18 protein-coding genes are annotated in these 20,885 nt (G+C 70.2%); 8 read left to right on the top strand and 10 right to left on the bottom strand.

Annotated features, from left to right (window positions below; genetic code table 11):
* Positions 1–22 precede the first annotated feature (22 nt).
* Together iniR and BLW81_RS03625 are read right to left on the bottom strand one after the other, a co-directional pair.
* A complete protein-coding gene (iniR, locus tag BLW81_RS03630) occupies positions 23–2,563 on the bottom strand; it encodes an isoniazid response ATPase/transcriptional regulator IniR (protein WP_083406027.1) in 2,541 nt (846 codons plus the stop codon).
* A gap of 3 nt (positions 2,564–2,566) precedes the next feature.
* Positions 2,567–4,354, bottom strand: a complete 1,788-nt coding sequence (locus BLW81_RS03625; protein WP_083406026.1) for an Hsp70 family protein — start codon at positions 4,352–4,354, stop codon at positions 2,567–2,569.
* Positions 4,355–4,587: 233 nt separating this feature from the next.
* Between BLW81_RS03625 and BLW81_RS03620 the strand changes: the two genes are divergently transcribed.
* From BLW81_RS03620 to BLW81_RS03605, 4 genes are all read left to right on the top strand, one after another.
* Positions 4,588–5,109 carry an Rv0340 family IniB-related protein gene (locus BLW81_RS03620; RefSeq protein WP_083406025.1) on the top strand — a complete coding sequence of 174 codons (522 nt, stop codon included), beginning with the start codon at positions 4,588–4,590 and terminating at the stop codon, positions 5,107–5,109.
* 243 nt (positions 5,110–5,352) lie between these two features.
* Entirely contained in the window at positions 5,353–6,333 is a 981-nt protein-coding gene (locus tag BLW81_RS03615) for an IniB N-terminal domain-containing protein (RefSeq protein ID WP_083406024.1), read from the top strand.
* A 102-nt stretch (positions 6,334–6,435) separates the two neighbouring features.
* Positions 6,436–8,292: a dynamin-like GTPase family protein gene (locus tag BLW81_RS03610; protein ID WP_083406023.1), complete on the top strand. Its 1,857-nt coding sequence runs from the start codon at positions 6,436–6,438 to the stop codon at positions 8,290–8,292.
* Between the two features lie 65 nt (positions 8,293–8,357).
* A complete protein-coding gene (locus BLW81_RS03605) occupies positions 8,358–9,851 on the top strand; it encodes a dynamin family protein (protein WP_083406022.1) in 1,494 nt (497 codons plus the stop codon).
* Here the strand turns inward: BLW81_RS03605 and BLW81_RS03600 are convergent.
* The 7 genes from BLW81_RS03600 to BLW81_RS29210 all read right to left on the bottom strand — a co-directional run bounded on the left by BLW81_RS03600 (position 9,848) and on the right by BLW81_RS29210 (position 15,516).
* Entirely contained in the window at positions 9,848–10,342 is a 495-nt protein-coding gene (locus BLW81_RS03600; RefSeq protein ID WP_083406021.1) for a hypothetical protein, read from the bottom strand. The two genes, BLW81_RS03605 and BLW81_RS03600, sit on opposite strands and share 4 nt — an antisense overlap.
* Before the next feature lie 17 nt (positions 10,343–10,359).
* Positions 10,360–10,800 carry a hypothetical protein gene (locus BLW81_RS03595; RefSeq protein WP_322788815.1) on the bottom strand — a complete coding sequence of 147 codons (441 nt, stop codon included), beginning with the start codon at positions 10,798–10,800 and terminating at the stop codon, positions 10,360–10,362.
* Between the two features lie 40 nt (positions 10,801–10,840).
* On the bottom strand, positions 10,841–11,776 hold the full coding sequence (locus BLW81_RS03590) for an LLM class F420-dependent oxidoreductase (RefSeq protein ID WP_157897569.1): 936 nt from the start codon (positions 11,774–11,776) through the stop codon (positions 10,841–10,843).
* Positions 11,777–11,803: 27 nt separating this feature from the next.
* Positions 11,804–12,424, bottom strand: coding sequence for a TIGR03085 family metal-binding protein (locus tag BLW81_RS03585; RefSeq protein WP_083406018.1), 621 nt, complete (start codon positions 12,422–12,424; stop codon positions 11,804–11,806).
* 8 nt (positions 12,425–12,432) lie between these two features.
* Positions 12,433–12,969 (bottom strand): hypothetical protein, encoded by a 537-nt coding sequence (locus BLW81_RS03580; RefSeq protein WP_235632159.1) that lies wholly within the window; start codon positions 12,967–12,969, stop codon positions 12,433–12,435.
* A gap of 63 nt (positions 12,970–13,032) precedes the next feature.
* Positions 13,033–13,752, bottom strand: coding sequence for an oxygen-binding di-iron domain-containing protein (locus BLW81_RS03575; protein ID WP_083406017.1), 720 nt, complete (start codon positions 13,750–13,752; stop codon positions 13,033–13,035).
* Between the two features lie 66 nt (positions 13,753–13,818).
* Positions 13,819–15,516 (bottom strand): PGRS repeat-containing protein, encoded by a 1,698-nt coding sequence (locus BLW81_RS29210; RefSeq protein WP_157897568.1) that lies wholly within the window; start codon positions 15,514–15,516, stop codon positions 13,819–13,821.
* Positions 15,517–15,766: 250 nt separating this feature from the next.
* Between BLW81_RS29210 and dnaK the strand changes: the two genes are divergently transcribed.
* The 4 genes from dnaK (at position 15,767) to BLW81_RS03550 (ending at position 19,970) form a co-directional block, all read left to right on the top strand.
* Entirely contained in the window at positions 15,767–17,623 is a 1,857-nt protein-coding gene (dnaK, locus tag BLW81_RS03565; protein ID WP_083406016.1) for a molecular chaperone DnaK, read from the top strand.
* Positions 17,620–18,222: a nucleotide exchange factor GrpE gene (gene grpE, locus BLW81_RS03560; RefSeq protein ID WP_083406015.1), complete on the top strand. Its 603-nt coding sequence runs from the start codon at positions 17,620–17,622 to the stop codon at positions 18,220–18,222. Before dnaK ends, grpE begins: the two co-directional genes overlap by 4 nt.
* A gap of 168 nt (positions 18,223–18,390) precedes the next feature.
* Complete coding sequence (dnaJ, locus tag BLW81_RS03555; RefSeq protein ID WP_083406014.1) at positions 18,391–19,569, top strand: molecular chaperone DnaJ; 1,179 nt, start codon at positions 18,391–18,393, stop codon at positions 19,567–19,569.
* Positions 19,569–19,970: a heat shock protein transcriptional repressor HspR gene (locus tag BLW81_RS03550; protein WP_083410297.1), complete on the top strand. Its 402-nt coding sequence runs from the start codon at positions 19,569–19,571 to the stop codon at positions 19,968–19,970. Before dnaJ ends, BLW81_RS03550 begins: the two co-directional genes overlap by 1 nt.
* Positions 19,971–19,976: 6 nt before the next feature.
* Here the strand turns inward: BLW81_RS03550 and BLW81_RS03545 are convergent, their stop codons facing one another.
* Complete coding sequence (locus BLW81_RS03545; RefSeq protein ID WP_083406013.1) at positions 19,977–20,876, bottom strand: aldose 1-epimerase; 900 nt, start codon at positions 20,874–20,876, stop codon at positions 19,977–19,979.
* Positions 20,877–20,885: the final 9 nt, after the last annotated feature.

Below are 20,885 nucleotides of genomic sequence, written 5' to 3'. Positions count from 1 at the left end.
GGCTGGGCCGCCCCTAGGGGATTCACGGCTGGGGCGCGAGCATCGCCCGCAGCATCGACAGCATCTCCGAGCGCGACTCGGCGCCCAGGCGCCGTCGGATCCGGGCGACGTGGTGTTCGACGGTCTTGGCCGAGATGAACAACTGCGCGCCGATGTCGCGGTACGGCATGCCCAGCAGCAGCAGTTCGGCGACCTCACGCTCGCGGTCCGACAGCCGCGCCGACATCGGTCGGGCCGGACCCGGCGGCGCGAGCTCGGCGGCGGCCGCCTCGGCGGCCGGGACGTCGTCGACGGCCGGCATCTGGACAGCCTGCTTCAGATCCCGGGCCAGCTGCAGCATCGCGCCCGACACCCGGCCGTCGGGTGTCTGCAGCGCGGCCTGACCGGCCAGCCGGGTGGCGTCCCACGTGAGCCCATACTGGGCCAGCAGCCGCGCCGCGCAGGTGACCTCGTCGACGTCGACGTGGTTGGCCAGCACGCGCAACCAGGTGCGGCCCGCGGTGGCCAGCGCCTTGGCGAATGCGCTGTGCGGGGCGGCGGCGGTCAGCGCCTGACCGTGGGGGGCGACCGCGTCCGGCGCGTTGGCCAGGATGCCGGCGTGCACACCGGCCCAGTGCAGCGGAACGGTCCACAGCACCGGATCACCGAGCGACCCGAGGAGAGCGAACGCCTCGTCGATGGTGTGCTGCAGCCGGTCGACCTGGTGCAGCCGGGCGGCGGCGACCCACAGTTCGCCCAGCGGCAGCAGCGCGAACAGGTCGACGGAATACTCGGCGAGCACCTCCATGGCCGCATACCAGTGCTTCTGCATCGCGCCGGTGTCACCGCTGCGTCGTGCGATCGCGGTCTGCAGTGCGGTCGCCCACAGCGCGTCGCGGCGATGCAGGGCATTGGTCTCGGAGTCGGCGCAGGCGGTCGCGACGTCGGCTGTCGCCGCGGTCAGTTGCCCGTCCTGCATGCGCACCCAGCCGAGCAGCAGGCGGTGCCTGCGGGTGACGAACAACGCTCCGTCGGCCGCGTCGTCGTGGCCGCTGCGCACGGCGCGGCCGATCACGCTGCGGGCCCGCACCGGATCACCGCCGTGCAGCGCGGCCAGCGTCACCAGCGCGGCCGGGGTGTCGGGCGCGACGCCGGTCGCGGGCACGTCGGTGGCGACGGCCTGACCGAGGCGGGCCACGGTTGCGGGATACGGCGAGTCCAGTGACATCAGCAACCCGTCGGCAAGGCTGCGGGCCGCCCGCGCCGTCGACGTCGGCGGTCCGCCGCCCTCCGCGCTGAGAGATTCACGCGCGGCCGCCAGATCGCCCGCGGCCAGCGAGACCACCGCCCCGGCGGCGCTGACGAACGCGTCGGGGTGCGGCCCCAGCCACCGGAACAGGTCGGCGGCCTGCGCTGCGCTGCCGTCGTGCGCGGCGATGCTGGCCGCGATGCGCACGGCGGCGGCGCGTTCGCCCGGGTCCGGCGAGCCGAGCAGTTCGTCGGCGAGCCGGCCCGCCGTCGCGCAGTCGCCGGTCATCGCGAGCGCGTCGGCCAGCTGCGGACTCAGTGCGGTGGCCCCGGCGTCGGCCGCGGCGCGATAAAGCCTTGCCGCTCTTGCCGGTTGGGCGTGGCTGCGGGCGGCGAGGTCGGCGAGTGCGGTGGCCAGCCGCTCGTCGCGCAGGCCGTGCTCGGCAAGCTGTAGTGCCAATTCTGCTGAGAGTGTAGACATTTCGAGTTGGGACACCAGCAGCGAGATCTCGGTGTCGTGATGGCGTGCGGCGCCGAGGATCTGGGCCAGGCAGCGGTGCAGGGTCCGCACGAATGCCCGGCTGTGCGAGGGTTCGATCAGACCGGTGGCGCGGGACCGGTCGACCACCGCCTGTGCCTGTTCGGGGTCCAGCCGCAGTGCGGCGGCGACGTCGTCGGCGCCGAGGCCGCGGCTCAGCGACAACACCAGCAGGGTGTCGAGGATCGTGTCGTCGACGCGGCGCAACCGTTCGATCAACGCGAACTGCGCGGACTGCAGGATGGCCGTGGGCGGCGCTTCGCCGTCAGGGTTCGCCGCGGCGGCGATCGCGGGCCGCACCAGAAACGGCAGCCCGGCCGTCGCGACCATCAGCGACCGGACCAGATCCGTCGATGCTGACCCGCCCGCGCCGGTCACCATGCGGGCGACTTCGGCCGGGGCCAACGGTCCCAGCGTGATGGCGGGGTTCTCGCGCTCCAGCGCGAGGGTCAGTGCGCGCAGCGCGGCCCGGTGTGCCACCGGTTCGGTGCCGATGACCACGGTCGCCGCGGGGTCGGCGACCCGATCGGCGAGGATGGCGAGGTCGTCGTCGCCGAGCAGGTGCGCGTCGTCGACGATCGCCGCGCCCGCCGTCTCGCTCGGGCCCGGTGGCCGGGTCAGCACCGGCACGCCGGCGGACCGCAGCGCGGTGCGGATTTCGGCCAGCACCGTGCTCTTTCCCGTGCCGATGCCGCCGGCGACGACGACCTTGTGAGGTTCGGTCGGTGCGGCGGTCAGCCTCGCGACCGTGTCACGCGCGGGCAGCGGGATGTCGGCCGGCGAGTCCGACGCGGTCATGGCCTACGGCTCGTCCGGAATCGGGATGTCGGGGAGCGGTTCGACGGTCGTGGTGACCGGCGGTTCGGTGGTCGTCGGGGGCGGCGTGGTGGTGGTCGGCGGCGGCGTCGTCGTGGTGCGGGTCGTCGTCGTGGTCGGAGTGGTCGTGGTCGTCGTTGTGGTGGTCGTGGTGGTCGTCGTGGTGGTGGTCGACGACGTCGGCGACGTGGTCGTGGTCTCCGACGGTGACGGCGGCGGCGGAGTCACCACCGTGGTGCTCGGTTGCCCATCCGAACCGGTGACCGTGATCGTCTGTGGCGCAATCGAAGTCGGCTGCTCGGGCGACGGTCCGGTCTCGAAGGTCGTGGCGGTTTCGGTGACCGGGCCGGTGGTGCCGCTGTTTCCGGTCAGCGTGACCGCGAGCCCGCCGATCGCCAGCAGCGCGGCCGCGGCCGCGGCGCCGAACAGCACGGTGGGCCGCCGGTACCACGGCAGCGGCGGCGGTTCCGGCTCGTACTGCTCCTCTTCGTGCGCGAACTCCATCGCGGGCCGGGCGCCGGTCGCGGCGGGCTCGAACGTGTAGTCCTCGCCGGCATAGGGCACCGGTTCGCCCGCGGGTGACTCGTCCTGGGACCAGGCCAGCGCACGGAACGTCGCCGAGGCGGCGCCGTCGGAGGCCGACTCGGCGGCGGCCACACCCGCCGCGCCCGCGGCCCACGCGGCGGCGGCCATGCCCGTCGGGGCATCGGCGGCGGCCGCCATTCCGGTCGGCGCGTCGGCCGCACCCGCGGTGTCGGCGATCAGCGCCGCGCCTGCGGCGACGTTGAGCTGCGACTGCGGGGTGGTGATCACCGGCGCCCGCAACCGAGTGGACAGCTGCTGGGTCACCAGCGGGATGTTCGCGCCACCGCCGACGGTCGCCACCGCCGAGACGTTCGCGGGTGCAATGTTGTTGCGCTGCAACGTTTCTTCGACGGTGTTCAGCACGCCGGTCAGTGGGTCGGCGATCAGCTGTTCCAACTCGGTGCGCGTCACCCGCACATCGGTGTCGACGCCGGGCAGGTCGACGTGCACGACGGTCGCGGTTTCGCCCGACAGCCGCTCCTTGGCCAGCCGGGCCTCGTTGCGCAGCCGCGCCAGCGACCCGACCGCCGCGGTACCCGCGGGATCCGCGTCGTTGGCCGCCGCGACACCGGCGACGACGTGGTTGAGCAGGGACTGGTCGATCTGGTCACCGGAGAAGTCGGCGTAGCGCACCGTCTCGCCGATCGGCGCGAAGTTGGCCGCCGCGTCGGCCAGGCTGATGCTGGTGCCGCTGCCGCCGAAGTCGCAGAGCACGACGACACCGGCCGTCGGCAGCCCCGGGGCGGCCTGGAGTGCGGCCAGCGCCGCCACCGAATCGGGCACCAGCACCGGCGCCACCCCGTCGGGGGAGAGGGCGGGCGCGGCCCGCAGGGCGCCGCGCAGCGCGCCGACCGTTGCCGGGCCCCAGTGTGCGGGCACGGCGACCGCGATCGGGGCGCCGCCGTCGACCGTGCGCGCCATCGCGTCGAGCGCCTCGACCAGGACGCGTTCGCCGCGGTGCGGTGAACCGTCGGCGGCCACCAGCGGAACCGGGTCGCCGACCCGCTCGACGAAGCCGCTCAGCACCATGCCGGGCTGGTTGAGGTTCGGGTTCTCCGACGGCACGCCCACCTCGGGCGGGCGGTCCTCGAAGATGGTCAGGATGGACCGGCGCATGACCGGGGGTCGGCCGACTCGGGCCGCCACCAGATTGGTCGACCCGATCGACAACCCCAGAGAGTCGCTCATCAATATCCTTCTGCGTTCGGCCGCTCATCACGATAGCGGCTCGGCGGCCGCGAACACGGGAGCTGCCCCTAGTGCGCCGCGATCCCCTAACGGTGTGTCCCCTAACAGGGCGCCGACAGAGGTGGGTTTCGCACCGATCACCGGGGCGGTGACCGTCGATAGCATCGTGGCAAGCCGCTTTGGGCGGTCTTCGATCTTCTCCATATATCTGCGAAAGGGAGGGAGGGTGTTTCATGGCCAACGAGTTGCTCGACTTCGTGATGTCGGTCGTTCGTGATCCGGACACCGCGGCGCGGTTCGCCGCGAATCCGGACCAGGCGATCCTCGACGCCAATCTGACCGATGTGAGCGCCGCCGACGTCAACGCCCTGATCCCCGTGGTGTCCGAGTCGCTGTCGGCGCTGCCGACGACGGTCCCGACCGCCGGGTTCGACGGCGGCATCGCCGAGGCGGCCGGCAACGTCTGGGCCAGCGGGGCGGCGACCGCCGCCTTCGACGCGTTCGGCGACCAGGTGCCTGCCACCGGTTTCGACGACTTCGCGGTGGATGTCCCGACGATCGCGGACCCGGGTGCGGACGTGCCGGGCGTGGCCGGCGCCGACGACGCGCCACTGCCGGTCGACCACCCGGTCATCGACACCGTCGGCGAGGACGCGCCGCTCGACGATGTCCCCGAGATCGCCGACCTCGGCGGTGCGGTCGCCGAGATCCAGGAGCTCGACGTCGACGCCGGCGGATTCGACCTGTTCGACTGATCCAGCGACGCAGGAAAGCGCGGCCCCCTTGAGGGGGGCCGCGCTTTTTGTTGCGAACCGAACGGCACCCCTAGCGATCCCCTAATCCCCTAACGCACCCCCCATGCCGATCCCGGCACGGCGCCGCGCAGGGAGGGGTTGCGACCCCGTTTCTGCGGGGGCGCGCGGTCCATAACGTGGTCATCAGATCGCCGGAAGGCCGGCGACAAGAACCCCGAACACGAACCCCGAAAGGACCCCGAAATGAACCTCATCGACTGGTTTCTGAACCTGTTCCGCGACCCGGTCGCCGCGGCGGCCTTCGTCGCCGACCCCGACCGCGAACTGCACCAGGCCGGCTTCGGCAACGTCTCGGCCGCACAGGTCCAGGCCGTGGCCGCCACCGTAGCGCCCGCCGCGGTCGTGCACGGCGGCGGCAACCCGGTCGTCGGGCTGCAGCAGGCCGTGGCCCAGACCCACGGCATCGCGTTCGCGCCGCAGCGCCAGACCGACCTGCTCTCCGGCAACGAGACCCTGAGCCACAACGACACCCGGCTCCTGAGCCCGGAGACCAACACGGTCAACCACGCCGGTGCGGACCAGCAGCAGGGCGTCGGCAACGTCGACCTGGACTTCGGCGACATCACGTTCGGCAACAAGACCACCAACACCGCGACCGACGGCGGCGTCGTCAACACCGGCACCGCCGGCGACATCGACACCACCAACGTCGAAGGTGACGGCAACGTGGTCGGCGACGACAACGACGGCAACGTGACCGGCGACATCGACACCGGTGACGGCTCGCCGGTGATCATCGGCGACGACAACGACGTCGAGAACACCAACCAGGACACCGACGGTGGCGACATCATCCAGGACAACGACGGACCGGTCGTGTCCACCGGCGACATCGACACCAGCGGCGGCGGCGCCGTCGGCGGTGACGGCGGCAAGGGCGGCGGCATCCTGACCGGTGGCGGCGGCGACGGCGGCAACGCGGCCGGTGGAGCCGGCGGCGGCGTGGTGATCAACGTGCCGACCGACCAGTCGACCAACACCGGTGGCGGCGACGTCACCACCGTCGAGACCGGCGGCGGCGACATCTCCGGCGGCATCGACGCCAGCCACGACGACAACTCCGTCGACAACTCGGTGGACAACTCCAACCAGGACAACTCGGTGGACAACTCGCAGACGGTCGACACCGACGTCAACGTCAGCAACGACGTCGGCATCTTCTGATCCGCCGGCACAACCGAACAGCGCAGCTGGCGGGGACCGAACAACCGGTCCCCGCCAGTTGGCGCGTCTACCGTTGACTGACCGCTTCGACTCGAGGACCTCATGACGCAAAGCAACGAGCCCAACCAGACTGCGCCGGCCCGGCAAACCAAGGTCATCGTCGAGCTGATCGATCACACCAGCCGGATCGCCGAGGCCAACGACCGCGGTGATCTCGTCGAGCGGCTGGCCAGGGCGAAGGCCCGCGTCACCGATCCGCAGATCCGGGTGGTCGTCGCCGGGCAGCTCAAACAGGGCAAGAGCCAGTTGCTCAACTCATTGCTCAACGTCCCTGTCGCGCGCGTCGGCGACGACGAGAGCACGGTGCTGGCGACGATGGTGTCCTACGGCGAAACCCCCAGCGCGAAGCTGATCGTCGCGCGCGGCGACGGCGAGGAGCCTGAGGCCGTCGACGTCCCGATGGCCGACCTGCGCAACGATCTGCGGCGCGCACCGCAGGCCGGTGGCCGCGAGGTGCTGCGGGTCGAGGTCACCGCGGCCAGCCCGCTGCTGAAGAACGGGCTGGCGTTCGTCGACACCCCCGGTGTCGGCGGGCACGGTCAACCGCATCTGTCGGCGACGCTGGGGCTGCTGCCCGACGCCGATGCGGTGCTGATGTGCAGCGACACCAGCCAGGAGTTCACCGAGCCGGAGATGACGTTCATGCGTCAGGCCTTCGAGATCTGCCCTGTCGCAACGATCGTCGCCACCAAGACCGACCTGTACCCGCACTGGCGTCAGATCGTGGAGGCCAACCGGGCCCACCTGCAGCGGGCCGGGCTGTCGGTGCCGATGATCCCCGCGTCGTCGCTGCTGCGCAGCCACGCGATCGCACTCAACGACAAGGAACTCAACGAGGAGTCCAATTTCCCGGCCATCGTGAAGTTCCTCAGCGAGGAGGTGCTGGCCCGCCAGAATGACCGGATCCGTGACCATGTGGTCAGTGAGATCCACTCGGCTGCAGAGCATCTCACGCTGAAGGTGTCCGCCGAGTTGTCGGCGCTCAACGATCCGGCGACCCGTGACCGGCTCAAGGAGGACCTGGAGCGGCGTAAGCAGGAAGCCCAGGATGCGTTGCAGCAGACCGCGTTGTGGCAGCAGGTGCTCAACGACGGGATCGCCGATCTGACCGCCGACGTCGATCACGATCTGCGCGGCCGGTTCCGGGTGATCAGCCAGCACATCGAGAAGGTCATCGACTCCTGCGACCCGACCCAGCACTGGGCCGAGATCGGGGCGGAGCTGGAGAACGCGGTGGCGACCGCGGTGGGCGACAACTTCGTCTGGGCGTATCAGCGGGCCGAGGCGCTGGCCGCCGAGGTGGCCCGCACGTTCGTCGACGCCGGCCTCGACGCGGTCAACATGCCGCACATCGACCCCAGCCGTATGGGCGCCAATCTCGGTGAGATGAAGTCGCTGTCGAACCTCGAGGCCAAACAGCTGAGCAAGGGCCGCAAGCTGACGATGGGCATGCAGGGTTCCTACGGCGGGGTGCTGATGTTCGGGATGATGACCTCGTTCGCGGGACTGGGCATGTTCAACCCGATCTCGCTGGGCGCCGGCCTGCTGATGGGCCGCACCGCCTACAAGGAGAACGTCGAGAACCGCATGCTGCGGGTCCGCAACGAGGCCAAGACCAACACCCGCCGGTTCATCGACGACACCCAGTTCGCCGTCTCCAAGGAGTCGCGGGACCGCCTCAAAGCCGTGCAGCGCCAGTTGCGCGATCACTACCGCGAGATCGCGAACCAGACCACCCGCTCACTGAACGAGTCGTTGCAGGCGACGCTCGCCGCCGCGCAGCTGCAGGAGACCGAACGCAACGGCCGGATCAAGGAATTGGAGCGTGCGCTCAACATTCTCAACCAGGTGACCGAACATGCGGTCAAACTGATGCGCGAACCCGTGGGGACCACCTAGCCGGATCGGTGCCTAAGCTGGATCCCCGGCAATACCGAGCGGGGAGCGTTGGTGAGTAGCGCGAGATGAGCACGAGCGATCAGGTGCGCGCGATCCTGGGTGGAACCATCCAGGCGTACCAGGCCGACCCCGCATACCGCCAGCGGCCCGACGTGCACAACGAGCTGGATCGCATCGGCAGCCGGCTCAACCAGCCGATCCGCATCGCGCTGGCGGGCACGTTGAAGGCGGGCAAGTCGACGCTGGTGAATGCCCTTGTGGGCGAGGACATTGCGCCGACCGACGCCACCGAGGCCACGCGCATCGTGACGTGGTTCCGGCACGGTCCCACCCCGAAGGTCACCGCCAACCACCGCGGCGGCCGGCGGTCGAACGTGCCGATCGGACGCGACACGACCGCAGGCGGGCTCACGTTCGATTTCGCCTCGCTCGACGCCGAGGACATCGTCGACCTCGATGTGGAGTGGCCGGCGGCCGAACTGATCGACACCACGATCATCGACACCCCCGGCACCTCGTCCCTGTCGCCGGATGTCTCCCAGCGCACGTTGCGGCTGTTGGTGCCCGACGACGGGGTGCCGCGCATCGACGCGGTGGTCTTCCTGTTGCGCACACTGAACGCGGCCGACATCGCGTTGCTCAAGCAGATCGGTGAACTGGTCGGCGGGTCGAACGGCGCGCTCGGTGTCATCGGCGTGGCCTCGCGTGCCGACGAGATCGGCGCGGGCCGGATCGACGCGATGCTGTCGGCCAAGGACGTCGCGAGCCGGTTCACCGCGGAAATGGATCGCACCGGCATCTGTCAGGCGGTGGTGCCGGTGTCCGGGCTGTTGGCGTTGACGGCGCGCACGTTGCGGCAGAGCGAGTTCGTCGCGTTGGAGAAACTGGCCGCGGTCGACGCGGCGGAGTTGACCAAGGCGATGCTGTCGGTGGACCGCTTCGTGCGGGAGGACGACTCGCTGCCCGTCGACGCGGCCACCCGGGCAGCGCTGCTGGACCGGTTCGGGATGTTCGGGATCCGGATCTCGATCGCGGTGCTGCGGGCCGGGGTCAGCGATTCGGTGGCCCTGGCCGACGAACTGCTCGAGCGCAGCGGTCTGGTCGCGCTGCGCGACGTCATCGACCAGCAGTTCGCGCAGCGGTCGGATCTGCTCAAGGCGCACACCGCGTTGCTGTCGCTGCGGCGGTTCGTGCAGAACAACCCGATCTACGCCAGCCCGTACATCATCGCCGACATCGACCCGCTGCTCGCCGACACGCACGCGTTCGAGGAGCTGCGGCTGCTCAGCCAACTCCGTTCGCGGCCAACGACTTTGAACGAGGACGAGATCGCCTCGCTGCGACGGATCATCGGCGGTTCGGGGACCGACGCGGCGAGCAGGCTGGGGCTGCAACCCGACAATCCCTATGACGGTCCGCGGGCGGCCTTCGCCGCCGCCCAGCGCTGGCGCAGGCGCGCCGATCATCCGCTCAACGACCCGTTCACCACGCGCGCGTGCCGGGCGGCGGTGCGCAGCGCCGAGGCACTGGTGGCCGAGTACGCGGCGCGCAACTACTAGGGGGACGGCGGAGCGGTCACCGTCTCGGTGACCGTGCTGGTCTCCGTGCTCGTCTCGGTGCTGGTGCTGACGCTGGTCGTCGGCTCCGTCGTGGTGGTCGTCGTCGTGGTGGTGGTCGTGGTCGGCTCGGTCGTGGTCGTCGTGGTGGTGGTCGGCTCCGTCGTGGTCGTCGGCACCGTGGTCGTCTCGGTGACCGCCGTGGTGGTCGTCGGTGCGGTCGTGACCGAGCGGGAGGTGGTGGTCAGCGGCGTCAGCGGAGTGGACTCCGGCGGTTCGTCACCGCCGGTGATCAGGCTGACCAGCAGCCACACGATCAGCGCGACCAGCAGGGCGCCGGCCGCCCCGAACCCCACCAGCGCGGCGGGCTTGCGGTACCAGGGGACTTCCTCCTGGGGCGGCTCACCGTAACCGCCGTCATCGCCGTAGTTGGCGTAGACGGTCGGGTCGTCGTCGGAGTAGTTCGGGTCGTCGGGAGAGCCGTATCGCGCCACGCGCCGATAGTAGGCGCTCAGGGGAACGGATTGAGGGTGCGTGTCACATTCGTCCGAGGTCCGCGGCGTGTCGTGCGCGGCGTCGATTCCTCGTCGTCGTCCTCGGTGTCACGGACCCGGGGACGCTCGCTGGTGGTCTCGCTCTCCGAGGTCGTCGACTCCGACGGTGTCGTCGGCTCGTTGATCTCGGTGGTCTGCGGCGGGCTGGTGCTGGTGATCGTCTGCGTGGTCGCGGTGGTCGTCGGCGTGCGCGACTGAGCCGGGGCGAAGCTGGGCTCGACGAAGTTGAGCGGGGCCTGCTGCGGCTCGTTGAACTGTCGCGACACGTACGTGCCGGCGAACACCAGCAGCCCGATCGCGACCAGGGCCACCAGGCTCGCGCCGATCACTTCGGGTGTGCGGTTGTACCAGGGCTGCGATTCCGGATCGCGCCCGTCGTCACGATCGACCCTGGCCACGGCCACTGATAGTAACGGCGGCTTGCTCGCCGCCGCCTGTTCAGCCGAGCTGGGGGATCACCTCGCGGGCGAAGAACTCGACGTGTTCGAGATCCGACATGTCGAGAACCTGCAGGTACACCCGTTGCACACCGGCCTCGGTGAAGGCGGCCAGCTTGTCGGCGATCTCGGCAGGGGTGCCGACGGTCGGGGAGTTGCTGCGCAGCTCGTCGACCTCGCGCCCGATCGCCGCGGCGCGCCGGGCGATCTCGGCATCGTCGCGGCCGGCGCACAGCACGAACGCCGCGGAGTACGTCATCGAGTCGGCGGGCCGGCCGGCGTCGGCGACCGCGGCGGCGACCCGGTCGAACTGGGTCTTGACCGTGTCCAGCGGGACGAACGGGACGTTGAACTCGGCGGCGTATGTGGCGGCCAGCGCCGGTGTGCGATTGGCGCCCTGGCCGCCGATGATGACCGGCGGGTGCGGGCGCTGCGCCGGTTTGGGCAGTCCGGGCGAGTCGACGACGCTGTAGTGGGTTCCGGAGAAGTCGAAGGTCTGGCCCGGCGGCGCCGTCCACAGCCCGGTGATGATCTCCAGCTGTTCGGTGAGCCGGTCGAACCGCTCGCCCAGCGGCGGGAACGGAATCGCGTACGCCTGATGCTCGGCTTCGAACCAGCCCGCGCCGATGCCGAATTCGACTCGGCCGCCGCTCATTTCGTCGACCTGTGCGACGGAGATGGCCAGCGGGCCGGGATGGCGGAAGGTCGCCGAGGTGACCATCGTGCCGAGCCGGATCGACGTCGTCTCGCGGGCGATGCCGGCCAGCGTGACCCAGGAGTCGGTGGGCCCGGGCAGCCCGTCGCCGCTCATCGCGAGGTAGTGGTCGGAGCGGAAGAACGCCGAGTACCCGAGCTGCTCGGCGGCCTTGGCGACGGCCAACTGATCGGCGTACGTGGCACCCTGCTGCGGTTCGACGAAGACGCGGAAATCTGTCACGGCCGCCAGCTTAGGCGCGAACGGGCGCTACAGCCCCTTGCGGTTACCGCGGACCGCGTCGACGGTCGCCGCGTCGCCGTCGAAGTCGAGGCGCACCGCGTCGCGGCCCGAGATGAACAGCAGCAGTTCCTGGGCTTCGCCGGTGATCGTCAGGGCCGGCCCACTCCCGACGGTCGCCAGCACTCTGCCCTGCGGGGTCTTCAGCGTGATCCGAGCCGGCGCCTTGGCCAGGGTCATCCGCGCCATCAGCGGCAGTGAACGCGTCAGCGCACTGACCGTGCTGTCGTCGAGAGGCCTTGGCTCCCAATCGGATTGCGCACGCCGCACATCTTCATGGTGGATGTACATCTCGCCCATGTTGGCCACCGGGTCGAGCAGTTTGAACGGCGAGTACAGCGGCGGGCCCGAGGCGACCTTGTCGAGCAGTTCCGCCCAGTCGGTTTGGGCTGTCTGCCGCTGCACTCTGTCGGTGTATCCCGCCAGCACAGGGATCATGATCCCCGGGGTCGCGTCGAGCCTGCGCTCGCGCACGACCAGATGCGCGGCCAGGTCACGGGTGGTCCAGTCCCCGCACAGCGTGGGGGCGTCGGGCCCGACCTCGTGCATGGTGGCGACTAGTGCGGCGCGTTCCCGTTGTGCTGCGGTCATGATTCACCCTAGAACGTTTCGACGCCCTCGACGGCGACGACCATGCCTCGTCCGGTCTCGTCGTTGGTGAAGCGCGTCCCGCTCTCGCCGGCCTCGATCGTCCAGCCCTCGGCTCGGTAGGTGCGGTAATCCAGGGTGACCGCGGGGATCGCACCGAGATTGCCTACCACCCAAGACAGTTCGCCGTCGGCGCTGAGGCGGACTCCGGTGGCCGGCAGGCCCGCGACGTCGGGCGGGTCGACGAACTGTGTCTCGCATCCGACCTCGGCCGCGGTCAGCTGACAGCGGGTCCGCCCGGACTTGGTCTCGATGAAGACGTAGCCGTTCTCCGGGGTCAGCACGTCGGCACCCGGCGCGGGGCCGGGGGCGGGGGCGGGCGCAGCCGAGGGTGGCGGTGCCGGTGTGGTGCGAGGAGGCCGCGGCGCGGGGAACGTCGGCTCGATGCCGTCCGCAGGGACGGCCACGGGCCGCCCGAGCGTGCTGCTCGTGCAGCCGGCGGTCGCGACGGCCAGGATCGCGCAGACCGTCGCGGAAATCCTTCGCACGCTCCGACGGTACGCACGCGGTGACGGATGAGGCGTGAGTGACTCGCGCAAATCGCGTGTCGGCTAGGGCGCTTCCGCCATCTGTGCGTAACCGTCGGCCAGTGCGCGCAATTGGCGGGCGCCGTCACCGGAGTAGGAGGAGCCGTGCATCAGGGCCAACGTGGTCGGCGCCAGGTCGGCGAGCGTGTGCAGGGTCGGCTGCAGGTTGGTGGTCAGGCCGGTGGCGCGGAAGAACTGCTCGGCGGCCAGTGCCGGTTCGACGACGTCGCTGTCGGTGACCGGGGGTCCGGCGCCGACATGGGTGAAGAGGTCTCCCGCGAGCAGTGTCGACGTCGTCTCGTCGAACCACAGGCCGGCTTCCCAGTTGTGCGGGACGTGCGGCGTGGGCAGGAACCGCAACCGGTGGCCGCCGATGTCGTGCACGCCGTCCTCGGGTGCGGCGACCGGCGGTCGGTCGCACAGATCGGTCAGCGACAGCATGCAGGCCAGCCCGCTGTGGATGACCTCGGCGTCGGGCGCCGCCTCGAGCAGCAGATTGACCGCGCCGCACTCGTCGGCCTCCAGGTGGCCGAAGGAGATCCAGCGCAGCTTCTCCAGCGGGATGACCCGGTTGACGGCCGCGGACGCCGAACCGAAGAACTGGCGGTGTCCGCAGTGGAAGAGGAACGGTTCATCGCCGGTCAGCAGGAACTGGTTGAACGTGAAGCCGTGTTCGGTGATGTCCGGTACGAAGGTCGACAACCGGTAGATGTCGGGTGCGATCTCCTCGACGGTGGTCTCCATCGTTCGATGGTGCGCCGAAGTCCGTAGCGCCGTGGCGGATTGGACGCGCCCGTGCCGATGCGGTCTCTAACCGTCGATTCCCGCGTCATTGGTCACCCCGCCGGTCGCGGTGCCGCCCTCACCGCCGGAGCCGCTGGCGCCCTGACTGCCCGGTGCACCGCCCTTGCCGCCGTTGCCGCCTTCGGCGCTGCCGGTGACGGTGCTGTCGAAGTCGGATGTGTTGCGCACCTGCGCGTCCCCGCCGTCACCCCCGTCGCCGCCGTTGGCGTCGTCCTGCGGTTGGCCGGCGCCGGTGCCGCCCAGCGAGCCGTGCCCGCCGGGTCCGCCGTTACCGCCGGTGGCGTTCTTGTAGTCGCTCACCGCGTTGCCGCCGTTGCCACCGTCGCCGCCGTCGCCGCTGCCGAAGCCGCCGCCGGCATGGCCGGCATTGCCGGCCGCGCCGCCACGGCCGCCGGTTGCGTCGCCCTCGCCCGCTGTGGGAGTGAGCGTCGAACTGATCTCGGTGCCGGTCGGGGTGGAGACGATGGTGTACTGCCCGCCCGGCGTCGCCGACGCGCCACCCCCGTTGCCGCCGTCGCCGCCGTGCCCGTTGATGTTGCCTTCCCAGTTGTTTCCGCCGCTGCCGCCATTGCCGCCGGTCGCACTACCCGCCGCTGCCGTCGCGCTGCCACCTTGGCCGCCGTCGCCGCCGGTGCCCTCGAACGAGGCACCGCCAGGCCCACCGGTCCCGCCCACGGCATCGCCGCCGATCACTTCACCGGTGGTGACGGTGACGGGACCCGGGACGCCCGGGAAGGTCCGCGTCGTGATGCCGGTGACGCTGAGCTCGTCGACGGCGATGGCGTAGCCGCCGTGCCCGCCCTGGCCGCCGTCGCCGGTGCTGGTCGCGTTGCCGCCGCCGCCGCCTTTACCGCCGGTTGCGTCCCCGCCGTACGCGATGGCGTAACCGCCGTCACCGCCGTCACCGCCGTCGCCGGTGCTCGCGTTGGGGAACGTCGGCCCGGAGCCGCGCCCGACTCCACCGTTGCCACCGACGGCGGTGCCGGCCTGGACGGTGGTCAGCCCGGTGTCGGGATCGGTGGTGGCGAGCGAGCCGCCCCAGGCGTATCCGCCGTCACCGCCGTCGCCGCCGCTGCCGTTCGTGGTGAAGCCGCCGGAGCCGCCGTGGCCTGCCGTCGCGGTGGCGCCGTAGGTGACCGCATCGCCACCGTCACCGCCCGCCCCGCCGCTGCCGCGGAGGACGCCGCCGTTGCCGCCCTTGCCGCCGTTGGTGCCGGTCGCGTCGCCCGAGGTCCGGATGTCGGAGTATCCGCTGCCGCCCTTGCCTCCGCTGCCGAACAGCCGGCCATTGCCGCCGTCGCCACCGGCGACCCCCGGGGTGGTGGAGTTCCAGCCGTCCCCGCCGCTGCCGATGAACATCCCGCCGTTGAAGCCGTTGGGGTGCAGGGCGGTGCCGTCCATCCCGTTGCCGATGAACACGTTGAGCACGGGGACGGTGCCGGCGATGTCCATCAGCGGGCTGTTGAGCAGCGAGGCGAACGGGTCCGCCGAGCCCCGCGCGCCGAGTCCGGGGATCGGACCGCTCGCCGCCGGCGCGCAGCCGGTCATCAGAAGTGGTGCACTGCAGGATGATTGGGGCTCCGCGGTCGCGCTCGGTGCGAGGAAGATGGCCACGGCCGGGGCCGCCGCCATGACGCCTGCGCTGCCGATGTAGGTGAGCAGGGGCCGGTTCGTCCTGCGGGCCGCCTGGTGATGTCGGGACATTGCATCCTCCGTAGCCGATCGTGCATTCGCATCGAGTGTCGGCACGGTGGTGGCCGGTGACTGGGGTAAGGCGGTACCCCATTTGCTTCTGCCGCGGTGGCCGGGAACAAATCACCGCGACGCCCCGTTGAGCCTAACGACACTTGAGTGATCCAGACTCAAGTCTGGGTTGACAGGCTATAGTCCGTCGGCGCAGTCTTGAGTGTGGTGCACTCAGACCCTTAGAAGGACTATCCAGGAGGAAACAACCATGGCTCGTGCGGTCGGAATCGACCTCGGGACCACCAACTCCGTCGTCGCAGTTCTGGAGGGTGGCGACCCCGTCGTCGTCGCCAACTCCGAGGGCTCCCGCACCACGCCGTCCGTCGTCGCCTTCGCGCGCAACGGTGAGGTGCTGGTCGGTCAGCCCGCCAAGAACCAGGCGGTGACCAACGTCGACCGGACGATCCGCTCGGTCAAGCGTCATATCGGCACGGACTGGTCGGTGGAGATCGACGGCAAGAAGTACACGTCGCAGGAGATCAGCGCCCGCACGCTGATGAAGCTGAAGCGCGACGCCGAGGCGTACCTCGGTGAGGACATCACCGACGCCGTCATCACGGTGCCCGCCTACTTCAACGACGCCCAGCGGCAGGCCACCAAGGAGGCCGGCCAGATCGCCGGGCTCAACGTGTTGCGCATCGTCAACGAGCCGACCGCGGCCGCGCTGGCCTACGGCCTGGACAAGGGCGAGAAGGAACAGACCATCCTGGTCTTCGACCTCGGCGGCGGCACGTTCGACGTCTCGCTGCTCGAGATCGGCGAGGGCGTCGTCGAGGTCCGCGCGACCTCCGGTGACAACCACCTCGGCGGCGACGACTGGGACGACCGGATCGTCGAGTGGCTCGTCGACAAGTTCAAGGGCACGTCGGGTATCGACCTGACCAAGGACAAGATGGCGATGCAGCGGCTGCGCGAAGCGGCCGAGAAGGCCAAGATCGAGCTCAGCTCGAGCCAGAGCACCTCGATCAACCTGCCCTACATCACCGTCGACGCGGACAAGAACCCGCTGTTCCTCGACGAGCAGCTGACCCGCGCCGAGTTCCAGCGCATCACCCAGGATCTGCTGGACCGCACGCGCCAGCCGTTCCAGCAGGTGGTCAAGGACGCCGGCATCTCGGTCTCCGACATCGACCACGTGGTGCTCGTCGGTGGTTCGACCCGCATGCCCGCGGTGTCGGAACTGGTCAAGGAGATGACCGGCGGCAAGGAGCCCAACAAGGGCGTCAACCCCGACGAGGTCGTCGCCGTGGGCGCCGCGCTGCAGGCCGGCGTGCTCAAGGGTGAGGTGAAAGACGTTCTGCTGCTGGACGTCACGCCGCTGTCCCTGGGTATCGAAACCAAGGGTGGCGTGATGACCAAGCTGATCGAGCGCAACACCACGATCCCGACCAAGCGTTCGGAGACCTTCACCACCGCCGACGACAACCAGCCGTCGGTGCAGATCCAGGTCTATCAGGGTGAGCGCGAGATCGCCGCGCACAACAAGCTGCTCGGCAGCTTCGAGCTGACCGGCATTCCGCCGGCCCCGCGCGGCGTGCCCCAGATCGAGGTCACCTTCGACATCGACGCCAACGGCATCGTGCACGTCACCGCCAAGGACAAGGGCACCGGCAAGGAGAACACGATCAAGATCCAGGAAGGCTCCGGCCTGTCCAAGGAGGAGATCGACCGGATGATCAAGGACGCCGAGGCGCACGCCGAGGAGGACCGCAAGCGGCGCGAGGAAGCCGACGTCCGCAACCAGGCGGAGTCGCTGGTCTATCAGACGGAGAAGTTCGTCTCCGAACAGCGTGAGGCCGAGGGCGGTTCGAAGGTGCCCGAGGACACGCTGAGCAAGGTCGACGCCGCGATCGCCGACGCCAAGAAGGCGCTCGAGGGCACCGACATCGCGGAGATCAAGTCCGCGATGGAGAAGCTGGGCGTCGAATCGCAGGCGCTGGGCCAGGCCATCTACGAGGCCACCCAGGCCGAGCAGGGTGCGGGCGGCGCTGACGCCGGCGCACCGGCCGACGACAACGTGGTCGACGCCGAGGTTGTCGATGACGACTCCAAGGAGAACAAGTGACAGGAAACGATCCGCACGAGCCGGTGACCGTCACCGACAAACGGCGCATCGATCCGGTCACCGGCGAAGTCCGAGACTCGGGCTCCGGGCCGGCTCCGGCAGCGGCCGAGCCGGCCCCGGAGGAACCCGCCGCGGCGCAGACCGGTGGCGGTGAGGAGGCCGAACGGGCCGCCGAGCTGCTCGCCGATCTGCAGCGCGTGCAGGCCGAGTTCGCCAACTACCGCAAACGGGCGCTGCGCGAGCAGCAGGCCGCGGCCGATCGCGCCAAGGCCTCGGTGCTCACCGAGCTGCTGCCGGTGCTCGACGACCTCGACCGCGCCCGCAGCCACGGGGACCTGGAAGGCGGACCGCTCAAGGCGGTCGCCGACAAACTTGTCGGTGTGCTTGAGGGGCTGGGGCTTTCGGGCTTCGGCGCTGAGGGCGACGACTTCGATCCCGAGTTGCACGAGGCGGTCCAGCATGAGGGTGAGGGCACTCACCCGATCATCGGGACCGTCATGCGGCGCGGATACAAGGTCGGCGAGCATGTGGTGCGCCACGCGATGGTCGGGGTGGTCGACACCGTCCCCGACGACGACGCGGCTCCGGCCGGCGAGTGAGACCGGGGCCCAATGAGCGACGAGGTGGCGCAGGACGGCCGACGAATCGGCTGCCTGCGCCACCTGTGGCTCGGCCCGCCGACGAGAATCCGACGAGATTCGTCGGCAACCAGCAGAATCAGATAGCGAAAGCGTTGAACCGAGAAGCGCGGAAGGAGGTGACGCGGCATGGCCCAGCGTGAATGGGTTGAGAAAGACTTCTACAAAGAGCTCGGCGTCTCCTCTGACGCCAGCGAACAAGAGATCAAGCGGGCGGCGCGAAAGCTGCTCGCGGAGAACCACCCCGACCGAAACCCGGGCAACCAGGCGGCCGAAGACCGGTACAAGGCCGTGTCGGAGGCCAAGGAGGTCCTCACCGACCCGGCCAAGCGCAAGGAGTACGACGAGACCCGGCGGCTGTTCGCCAACGGAGGTTTCGGCCGCGGCCGGTTCGGCGGTGGCGGCGGCGGTTTCGGCGGGTTCGGCTCCGATGGCGTCGAATTCAACCTCAACGACCTGTTCGACGCGGCCGGCCAGACCGGCGGCGCGAACATCGGCGACCTGTTCGGCGGCTTGTTCGGGCGCGGTGCCCAGCAGCCGCGGCCCAGCAGGCCGCGCCGGGGCAACGACCTCGAGACCGAGACCGAGCTGTCGTTCCTCGAGGCGACCAAGGGCGTGGCGATGCCGTTGCGGCTCACCAGCCCCGCCCCGTGCACGAATTGCCATGGCAGCGGCGCGCGCCCGGGCACCAGCCCCAAGGTGTGCCCGAACTGCAACGGCTCCGGCGTGATCAACCGCAACCAGGGCGCGTTCGGGTTCTCCGAACCGTGCACCGAGTGCCGCGGCAGCGGGTCGATCATCGAGCACCCCTGCGAGGAGTGCAAGGGCACCGGCGTCACCACCCGCACGCGCACCATCAACGTGCGGATCCCCCCGGGTGTGGAGGACGGTCAGCGGATCCGGCTGGCCGGACAGGGCGAGGCGGGGCTGCGCGGAGCGCCGTCGGGTGACCTGTACGTGACCGTGCATGTGCGCCCGGACAAGGTGTTCGGCCGTGACGGCGACGACCTGACCGTCACCGTTCCGGTCAGCTTCCACGAACTCGCGCTGGGCACGACGCTGTCGATCCCGACGCTCGAGGGCAAGGTCGGGGTTCGGGTGCCCAAGGGCACCTCCGACGGCCGGATCCTGCGGGTGCGCGGGCGTGGTGTGCCGAAACGCTCTGGCGGTCATGGTGATCTGCTCGTCACCGTGAAGGTGGCGGTGCCGCCGAACCTCGAAGGTGAGGCGGCCGAGGCGTTGGAGGCTTACGCGAAGGCGGAGCGGGCCGGCGGATTCGACCCGCGGGCCGGATGGGCGGGTGCCTGATGAGTAAACGGTCGAACGACGAGGCGCGGACGTTCCTGATCTCGGTGGCCGCCGAACTGGCGGGCATGCACGCGCAGACCCTGCGCACCTACGACCGGCTCGGCCTGGTCCGCCCTCAGCGGACTTCCGGTGGCGGGCGGCGTTATTCGCAGCACGACGTCGAACTGCTGCGCGAGGTGCAGCGGCTCTCCCAGGACGAGGGTGTGAACCTCGCCGGCATCAAACGCATCATCGAGCTGACCAACCAGGTCGAGGCGCTGCAGGCGCGCGTGCGCGAACTCACCGCAGAGGTGGAGGCGCTGCGCGGGACGCCGCGCCGCGATCTGGCGGTGCTGCCGAAGAGCACGGCCGTCGTGGTCTGGCAACCTGGAGCCGCTCGGCGGCGACGTCAGGCGGAGTAACAAGCGCTAAGACACGGTGATCGAGAACCGGGCGGTCTCCGGCTTGCCGGGGGCCGCCGTCCGGTATCCGCCCCGGCGCAAGCTGTCGGTCGGCGCGGCCATCGGCTCGATGCCGATCAGGTCGTCTCCCGGCGGCGCGAACAATTGTGCTGCGGGATAACCCGTTTCGAAGGTCACGTCGATACGCCGGTCGGCGGCGACGAGCGTGAACACCGCGCCGTCGGGCACCTGGTCGAACCCGTCGTCGTAGGCGGTGTCGCCGAGTTGTTCGCTCGACGCGGACCGCTGTTCGTGCGTGCCGGTGGGAATGCCGGTGGCGTCGACCGGCAGGTGGCGCATCGCGGGGGTGGTCAGTGTCCACTGTCCGCGAGGGACGCCGGGGATCGTCAGATACGGGTGATAGCCGAAACACAGCGGTACCGACGCCGCAGCGGTGGGCCGCACCGTCGTCTCGATCGTCAGCCGCCGGTTCTCCAGCGTGACGCGTTGGGTGAGCACGTGCGGGAACGGAAACGACGCCAGCAGTTGCGGTTTGCCGAAGTCGAGCGCCGCGGTCACGCTGTTGGCCGTGCGGTCGGTCACCAGCCAGCCGGGATAGGCGGCGAGCACGCCGTGCATCGGGGCGCCGTGATCGTCGGTGCGCACGCCCCCGGCGCCGGAGGTGAGGGTGACGACGGCCCCATCGACCTCATAGTGGTTGGCGCTCAACCGGTTCGCCCACGGGTACAGGATCGGGATGCCCATCGTCTTGCCGCGGGCCACGTAGGCCTCCAGTCCGCGGCGCTGGCCGAGAAACTCGTCGGCTCCGTCGGTAAGTGAGGTGCCCACCATGCCGGCGCCCGGCACGAACGTCGCGGTCAGCGACGACGCCGGATCGGTCAGCGTCACGGTCTCGAAGTCAAGCACCTGACGATC

This window comes from Mycolicibacterium rutilum, from assembly GCF_900108565.1.
GTDB classification, from domain to species: Bacteria; Actinomycetota; Actinomycetes; order Mycobacteriales; family Mycobacteriaceae; genus Mycobacterium; species Mycobacterium rutilum.
This window is presented reverse-complemented; position numbering and strand designations above follow the sequence as displayed.

Bases quoted from the DNA above. Each gene is read 5' to 3' on its own strand.
- iniR (WP_083406027.1), bottom strand. From the start codon at position 2,563: ATGACCGCGTCGGACTCGCCGGCCGACATCCCGCTGCCCGCGCGTGAC.
- BLW81_RS03625 (WP_083406026.1), bottom strand. From the start codon at position 4,354: ATGAGCGACTCTCTGGGGTTGTCGATCGGGTCGACCAATCTGGTGGCG.
- BLW81_RS03620 (WP_083406025.1), top strand. From the start codon at position 4,588: ATGGCCAACGAGTTGCTCGACTTCGTGATGTCGGTCGTTCGTGATCCG.
- BLW81_RS03615 (WP_083406024.1), top strand. From the start codon at position 5,353: ATGAACCTCATCGACTGGTTTCTGAACCTGTTCCGCGACCCGGTCGCC.
- BLW81_RS03610 (WP_083406023.1), top strand. From the start codon at position 6,436: ATGACGCAAAGCAACGAGCCCAACCAGACTGCGCCGGCCCGGCAAACC.
- BLW81_RS03605 (WP_083406022.1), top strand. From the start codon at position 8,358: ATGAGCACGAGCGATCAGGTGCGCGCGATCCTGGGTGGAACCATCCAG.
- BLW81_RS03585 (WP_083406018.1), bottom strand. From the start codon at position 12,424: ATGACCGCAGCACAACGGGAACGCGCCGCACTAGTCGCCACCATGCAC.
- BLW81_RS03575 (WP_083406017.1), bottom strand. From the start codon at position 13,752: ATGGAGACCACCGTCGAGGAGATCGCACCCGACATCTACCGGTTGTCG.
- BLW81_RS29210 (WP_157897568.1), bottom strand. From the start codon at position 15,516: ATGTCCCGACATCACCAGGCGGCCCGCAGGACGAACCGGCCCCTGCTC.
- dnaK (WP_083406016.1), top strand. From the start codon at position 15,767: ATGGCTCGTGCGGTCGGAATCGACCTCGGGACCACCAACTCCGTCGTC.
- dnaJ (WP_083406014.1), top strand. From the start codon at position 18,391: ATGGCCCAGCGTGAATGGGTTGAGAAAGACTTCTACAAAGAGCTCGGC.
- BLW81_RS03550 (WP_083410297.1), top strand. From the start codon at position 19,569: ATGAGTAAACGGTCGAACGACGAGGCGCGGACGTTCCTGATCTCGGTG.